Annotated in this window: 5 protein-coding genes; 4 read left to right on the top strand and 1 reads right to left on the bottom strand. The window is 44.4% G+C overall.

The window, feature by feature from the left end; genetic code table 11:
- Nucleotides 1–396: 396 nt before the first annotated feature.
- The gene (locus HW45_RS03680; protein ID WP_038224889.1) at nt 397–1,527 is read left to right on the top strand and encodes a tyrosine-type recombinase/integrase; all 1,131 of its coding nucleotides are present in this window, start codon (nt 397–399) and stop codon (nt 1,525–1,527) included.
- Entirely contained in the window at nt 1,524–2,810 is a 1,287-nt protein-coding gene (locus tag HW45_RS03675) for a tyrosine-type recombinase/integrase (protein ID WP_038224885.1), read from the top strand. The genes HW45_RS03680 and HW45_RS03675 overlap by 4 nt, the downstream gene beginning before the upstream one ends.
- A gap of 108 nt (nt 2,811–2,918) precedes the next feature.
- Here the strand turns inward: HW45_RS03675 and HW45_RS29480 are convergent, their stop codons facing one another.
- Nucleotides 2,919–3,095 (bottom strand): hypothetical protein, encoded by a 177-nt coding sequence (locus tag HW45_RS29480; RefSeq protein ID WP_160171191.1) that lies wholly within the window; start codon nt 3,093–3,095, stop codon nt 2,919–2,921.
- A 510-nt stretch (nt 3,096–3,605) separates the two neighbouring features.
- On the opposite strand from HW45_RS29480, the gene HW45_RS03670 reads away from it, so the two are divergent.
- Nucleotides 3,606–5,258 carry a hypothetical protein gene (locus tag HW45_RS03670; protein WP_051867732.1) on the top strand — a complete coding sequence of 551 codons (1,653 nt, stop codon included), beginning with the start codon at nt 3,606–3,608 and terminating at the stop codon, nt 5,256–5,258.
- A 375-nt stretch (nt 5,259–5,633) separates the two neighbouring features.
- Nucleotides 5,634–6,077: a hypothetical protein gene (locus tag HW45_RS03665; protein WP_038224883.1), complete on the top strand. Its 444-nt coding sequence runs from the start codon at nt 5,634–5,636 to the stop codon at nt 6,075–6,077.
- The last annotated feature ends 278 nt before the right edge of the window (nt 6,078–6,355 follow it).

Genomic DNA, 6,355 nt, shown 5'->3' with positions numbered 1-6,355 from the left:
TAATCATAATCTAGGTTTGATGTGTTTTTTATTTATCATGGCATCACTTTAATTACCGATATCTTTATTAGTTTTAATATGGCCCTACAAGAGAAAATAGAACGATGATGTAAAAGTAGTGTGGGACGATCTACACCCTATCCCTTTAAATAAGGGCTTTATTAGGTGATAATCCAAGGTCTTAGCGAAAACAGAGATTAGTCAGGGTGTATTCAAAAAAGTGCCCTTGAGCCTTCCAATTTCTTCCCACACCCCACTTCATAATCTGTCGATTATGGGTGGTTGTCTGCGGTAACTGATTGAAAGTTATAGAGTCAATAAGTCATCCCCTTGAATGAAATGACACTTTTTGTCGCGTTTTGGCGATTGAGTGTCCCTAAAAAGGGTGCAAAAACAATGAATAAAATACGACTCACAACATCATTTATCGACCAAGTGGCCCTGACTGGCCGAGTTCAAGAGTTCTTTGATGAGGTGGTGCCAGCGCTTTACTTGCGGGTTTACCCCTCGGGTAAGAAGAGCTTCTATATTCGTTACCAACACGACGGTATACGAGTGCACCGTAAGTTAGGCAACATCAACGAACTCTCATTATCAGAGGCTCGAAAGCAAGTGCGTGATGAAGTTAACCACACGCGATATCTAAAAGACATTGAAGACTTACCGAACATTACGCTTAGTGTGTTCTCTGAGGAGTTCTTTCGCCGTTATCCTCGTCACTGGAAACCGAGAACCTTAAAAAAGAATGAGAGTGCCTTTCGGTTGCACATCGCACCGATGTTAGGGGAGCGTCCAGTTCACACGCTCGAACGGAGTGATATAGAACGTTGGTTTGGACAACTGACACGTATTAAAGGTACGGCTAATCAAGCGCTAGTTTTGTTGTCGGTGATGATGAAGCAGTGCGAATTGTGGGGATATCGACACCCCAATACGAATCCTTGTCGTCATTTCAAACGCTACAAAGAAGAAGGCAAGACGCGATACCTAGATGCATATGAATTGCGGTCATTGTGGCGGGCTCTAAACAAGTTTGAGAATATCCATCCTGTTGTAGTCATGGTGATTCGTTTGCTGATATATACCGGTTGTCGAAGCTCAGAAGTTCGTTTACTGCAATGGAAAGACTATCGGGGAGGGCATTGGCATTTGCCGGACAGTAAGACCGGAGCCAAGACCGTTTACTTGTGCTCCCAAGTGAGAGCTTATCTTGAGGCGTGGTCATCTAAAGGGGAGTACCTATTTCATGGTGAAGATAGCGCTAAGCCTTTGTCGAGCAATCAGTTAACGGCAGCTTGGGCAATCATTCGAAAGGAAGCCAAACTCGATGATGTGAGATTACATGATTTACGCCATACCTACGCCAGTATCGCGTTACAGTCCAAGGTCAACCTTCTTGTGCTCAGTCGTTTGCTTGGTCACGCTGAACCCGAAACCACATTAAAGTATGCACATTTGAGTCGCACCGATATACATCAAGCGGCTTCTTGTGTATCAGGGGTGTTAGCTAAGGGGATGCGCTCATGAATTTTGAAAAACTCACTCAAAAGCGTGTTGACGGCTTAAAGCCACAAGTCATCCCCTATACACTCTGGGATACCAAACGAGTTGGATTAGGGGTGCAAGTTAATGAGACCTCTCTGTTTTATGTCATTAGAGCTGAGAAGGGCGTGAAACGGATAGCACCTGTTGAAAGTTTGCTTTTAAGGCAAGCACGTGAAAAAGTGAAACGTGACATCGAAAAGACCGCTAACCGTTCTATTACAGGAAGTGTCCGGTTTGATGTCTTTGTACAAGAGGAGTGGTCGTCTAACGTATGTTCAATGTGGAAGCCAAGCTCACAGCGGATAGCACGAAGTGCATTAAGATGTCACTTAGTCCCTGAGTTTGGTCGATATCCTCTTCATCGTATAGATAGTCGTCATGTGCAGCGTTGGTTCGATGAGCTCAGTCGCACTTTCACTGGAGCTGCAAACCGAAATATTGATGTGCTTCGCTCAATATTCAGTGCCGCTGTGAAGTATGGGTATTGTGGCTCTAATCCATGTGATGGTATTAAGCAAAATCGAAAGCGCACACTGAATCGGTTTTTAAGCAAAGACGAACTGGTTCAGCTTGACAACGCGTTGAATACCGTAAGTCAGAATGGCGAAATGGAAATGTGCTGCTGTCTGGTGCTTCGTTTGATTTTGCTGACAGGGTGCCGGATATCCGAAATCACAGGATTACAGTGGTCGTACGTTAAAGGGGACGAATGGCATTTACCAGACAGCAAAACAGGAGCTAAGGTAGTGTATGTTGGAAAGGAGGCTCAAGCACTGTTGCGACAGATACGAAAGCGATATCCTACACCTATCAACAACGTGCAGGATGAAGTGTTTTCGCCGCTCAGTCGTTATGTGTGTCGGAAGATGAAAGTGTCCGTCGTCTGGCAGCGAGTACGAAAGCTTGCCAACATCGAAGATGTACGTATTCATGACTTGCGGCATACCTTCGCCAGCTATGCCGTGATGGAAGGGTATCCTTTGCCAATGGTCGCAAAATTGCTAGGACATCAGCGTATATCATCAACGCTTCGTTATACGCATGTCAGTGATACTCAGGTGCTGGATTCAGTGCAGAACATCGGCAATGTATTGAGCGACATCGTATCTGGTAAGCCCGAAAAGCCACCCCATAAAACACCACTCAAGAAAAGGATCAACAAGACAAAAATCGTCAAAAATCGCAACAAGGGATCCAGTCATTCAACTTTGACTGATGAGGAAGTTAGGCACATCAGAGATGAGTTTGACTTTGCCAACTGGTAATTACCCCGAATCATGGTTGCGTATGAGAGCGACACAGAAAGAGCCACTTGACGTGGCTCTGGATTAGCTTAGTTTTGAACAAAAGCGTTAATCTCCATATCTGGCTTCTCAGTTGTCGCTTTCCTCAATTGAGGCGTGAATAGTGATTAACTTGTTCAAATAGAGCAACACGTCAGTAACATCACTTGATTCAGGGTTGGTGTGAACTAAATAATCTTCCAATTGAATCAGATATTCACGGGCTTTCTGGGAAAGGAGAGGGTCATAAGCGATTGTAACAGGCATAAGTGCCTCCGAGTGTTGTTGACAAGTATTCACCACTCAGAGGTCCTAAGAATGGGTGGTGAACTGAACAAGGTTAGGACTACCGTACACTCGGATACGGCCTGACCGAAGTCAGCCTCGCTCAGTCCACCATCATTAGGTTAGTTTGGTCTAAAAAATAGACAAAACCGTGAAATTCAGGTGTACTAAAGCACCACGAGTTGTCACGCGTTAAGGTGATAGCTCGTATCGAGTGTTTAAACGGGGTCCTAAACCCGTCACCGGATTTTGCCGGTGAATCAGCATTTTATTCGTCGAGAAGGTAAGAGTCAATCAACAAGCTTCTGCCCCGTTGTGTGTTAACAGCATGTTATTGAATGGTGAGCTCCCCATAGAGTGTTTTCATAGTTCATGTAGAGCGTACACAAGCAAAATTAGGCGAAGGTATAAATGTGTTGCTGTTTTTAGCGTTAGCGCATACTCCCTAGGCTATGTAATTAGCCCCACAATTCACAGTTTGGAGAGGTAACTATGAAGACCGAACCAGGAATCTTGCGGGTACAGCAAGTGAACTGCTTCTATAATTACGCAATTGGCCTTGATGTCACCAAAGTCGATCTTCTTAAAACGGCTAAGGCACTTCTAGAGGCAGGCATAGTAAGGACTGTTTGTTTTTCGGATTTGAAGGCCATATATCGTGACGAATATGGCGAAATCCAGCTCGAATGGCTTCGTCCGGAGGGGCGTCGATGGGATAACAGTTGGACGGTTCAGCTTAGTGACTCTTTGCCGAAGTATACCGCCAAGGAGCTTGCTTTCTGCTTGGAGTTTGCGTTTCACGAGCGCCGCATCGAAGGCGATGAAGTTGAGCAAGTAGCTCCGTATTTGCGAGCCTCACTACCTCCAGTCGTGTTGGAGAATGACGATTTGACTCTGCCAGTCTACCCATGCCTAAAGCTTCATGCTGACGGACTCATGTGTATTAGCTTTCAACTCGATACGACATGGGACGACTTGATCGAGGAAGATTTCATCAGTGATGTTGTCAATTTGTTCCAGCGCTATTTTAAATCTGTTTGGGTAAAAGCGGAACTTCAAAAAATAGATGGTGAGCTGCTTCTGCCTGGTGCATACGAGAGTGAAATTTCCATTGGTGGGCAACGTGTAGTTGACCGAAAGGCACGTAAGCTCGTTAAGAAGATGCGACAAACAGCAAGAACTGCACTCGACAATTCTCTCAGTAAAGAAGGACGACGTTTTGATTTGGATGGAGAGCCATGGCTCCTGCATCAAATCGCGGGCTCGGAGGATCAAGCGGAGTGGGAGGGAACGATCGACCTTTGCAGATCCATCTACGCTAATGCCGTAGCTTCACTGGTAGTCTCAACAAGTTACAAAAAGAATGATGGTGTAGTGGGTGTTCAGTTGTGGCAAGGTCGGCCCTCGATTTCCTTAATGCGATTTGTCGATCAACCTAAATCCAAGGACCAATTATTTGACATGTACAGCCAGTCTATGTCGCGTGTCCTGCTGCGCTCCGCTGGAGTGACTGATACTCCACATCTTCCTCCAGATCTTCGTCTATTTGAGGACTATTGTTTACACGGAAATCGAGCGATTTTGCTCTGGACGTGGCTGCGGCCATCCGGCGCATCTGACAACACTTGGGATGATCTCAACACAAGAGCACATCTGATAGAGAATCAGGCTAGAGCAGAACACTTCGAGTACCACAATATTCGAATTGCGCGTGCATGTGCCATAGCAGAAGCTCCCCCAACAGAAGAACAACTTGTGTATGCGTACGAAACTTTGGCCAAAGCCAATTCTGTAATTCACAAATCAAGCCAAGCGGGAGAGATTACTGATGCGCTTGAGTATTTGATGACTGCTGCCGGTACAACAGGACTCATCGAGTCAGGTAAAGAGCAAGCTAGATGGTACTTGGATGAGCGACGTTATAACGCCGAAAAGCGACGGTCTCGAATGGATCGATGGTTGACTGCTGTGTTTGGTATAGTGGGAGCTGCCGGACTGGCCGAGCTTGTCCTTAAGCCGCTGATGAAAGCAACCTATCCCAGCTGGGCTGATTGGTTCGTTGGACTAGCTGCATTCGCTGCTGCGTCATTTCTGATTGTGCTTTTTGCGATGTTTATATCGGTCTTTAATAAGATATGGAAATAGTCATTCACAGCTTTAGAAATCACGCACTGACAATCGGCTCACTGTGACCATTTTTTCACCGTATTGCGGCTTCAAACCGGCGTGTGAGCCGGATGTTAACCCATACAAAAAATTAGTTCTAACTCTCCTTTGCCCCAAAGCTTCTCAGAGCCAGTAAAAGGACGACTTGGTCAGTGGACCAAAAGACCAATTTAATCTAATCCGTACTTTGGTCTCTTATACGGATTCTTCCGTAAATCGCCCCCGTAACTCTATATAATCACATAACAAGCTGATACCAATTGAGTTCTATAAAAAATAAGAGCAACATAGAAAGAAAAAGTCCGTCTATAAATCATTAAGCTACTTTTCTAAAATCGAGGAAATTTAAATAAGATGACAGATGAAGTAAGAAGAGATTTTATCGTAAGAATCGAAGACCTACGAGGACAAATTACGATGCGATATAACACACTAAATTTAGAAGCGATTTGGCTGTTTGTTGCAACGCTGGGTTGTTGGAGCGTCGACCAGCCAATTATTCAAATAATTGCAATCATCTTAGTTTTAATATTTTTCTCATCAAAGATTTCGAAAGACAAAAAGTTTGAATCAACTTTCACGAAGGTACTTAAAGACATTAAGTTCGACCTTGAAGAGTCATTTCTTGAAGGCGATGTGAAGAAAGCTAGGCTACATGAATTAGACGATATCGATAAGAATTTACTTGGACTACGTTCGATCTACAAATCGACTCCTATGTTTCTTATGGGGTATGGTTTTTGGGTAGTATCGTTGTTTACGTTTGGGTATAGAATTTTATACACATCAGTAGTTTAACAAACGTCTATGGTACGATTCGCTGTACTGGAAGTAATCCGTAAATATCTAAATTAGCGGATTCACTGACACGGAAGTGTCCAGAACCTTCACAGCTGGCACTTCGTAACTAAGAAGTGCCCTAAGGCGAGTTACGACTGAACAGCTACATTATTCACTTAACCGTAATTTGACTTAAATTTGCGAATGTTAGTACTCTGCTAGTTGGAAGGAGAGCGTTACCTCCTATTGTCATATGAGTAAGGTCAATAACGCAGGGGTAACTATTCACCCGCGAG

The organism is Vibrio sp. ER1A, assembly GCF_000733315.1.
Taxonomy (GTDB): Bacteria; Pseudomonadota; Gammaproteobacteria; order Enterobacterales; family Vibrionaceae; genus Vibrio; species Vibrio mediterranei.
The sequence above is the reverse complement of the archived record's forward strand: the minus strand, read 5'-3'. Positions and strand labels throughout refer to the sequence as shown.

Coding starts and splice junctions, on each gene's coding strand:
- HW45_RS03675 (WP_038224885.1), top strand. CDS start 1,524: ATGAATTTTGAAAAACTCACTCAAAAGCGTGTTGACGGCTTAAAGCCA.
- HW45_RS03670 (WP_051867732.1), top strand. CDS start 3,606: ATGAAGACCGAACCAGGAATCTTGCGGGTACAGCAAGTGAACTGCTTC.
- HW45_RS29480 (WP_160171191.1), bottom strand. CDS start 3,095: ATGCCTGTTACAATCGCTTATGACCCTCTCCTTTCCCAGAAAGCCCGT.
- HW45_RS03680 (WP_038224889.1), top strand. CDS start 397: ATGAATAAAATACGACTCACAACATCATTTATCGACCAAGTGGCCCTG.
- HW45_RS03665 (WP_038224883.1), top strand. CDS start 5,634: ATGACAGATGAAGTAAGAAGAGATTTTATCGTAAGAATCGAAGACCTA.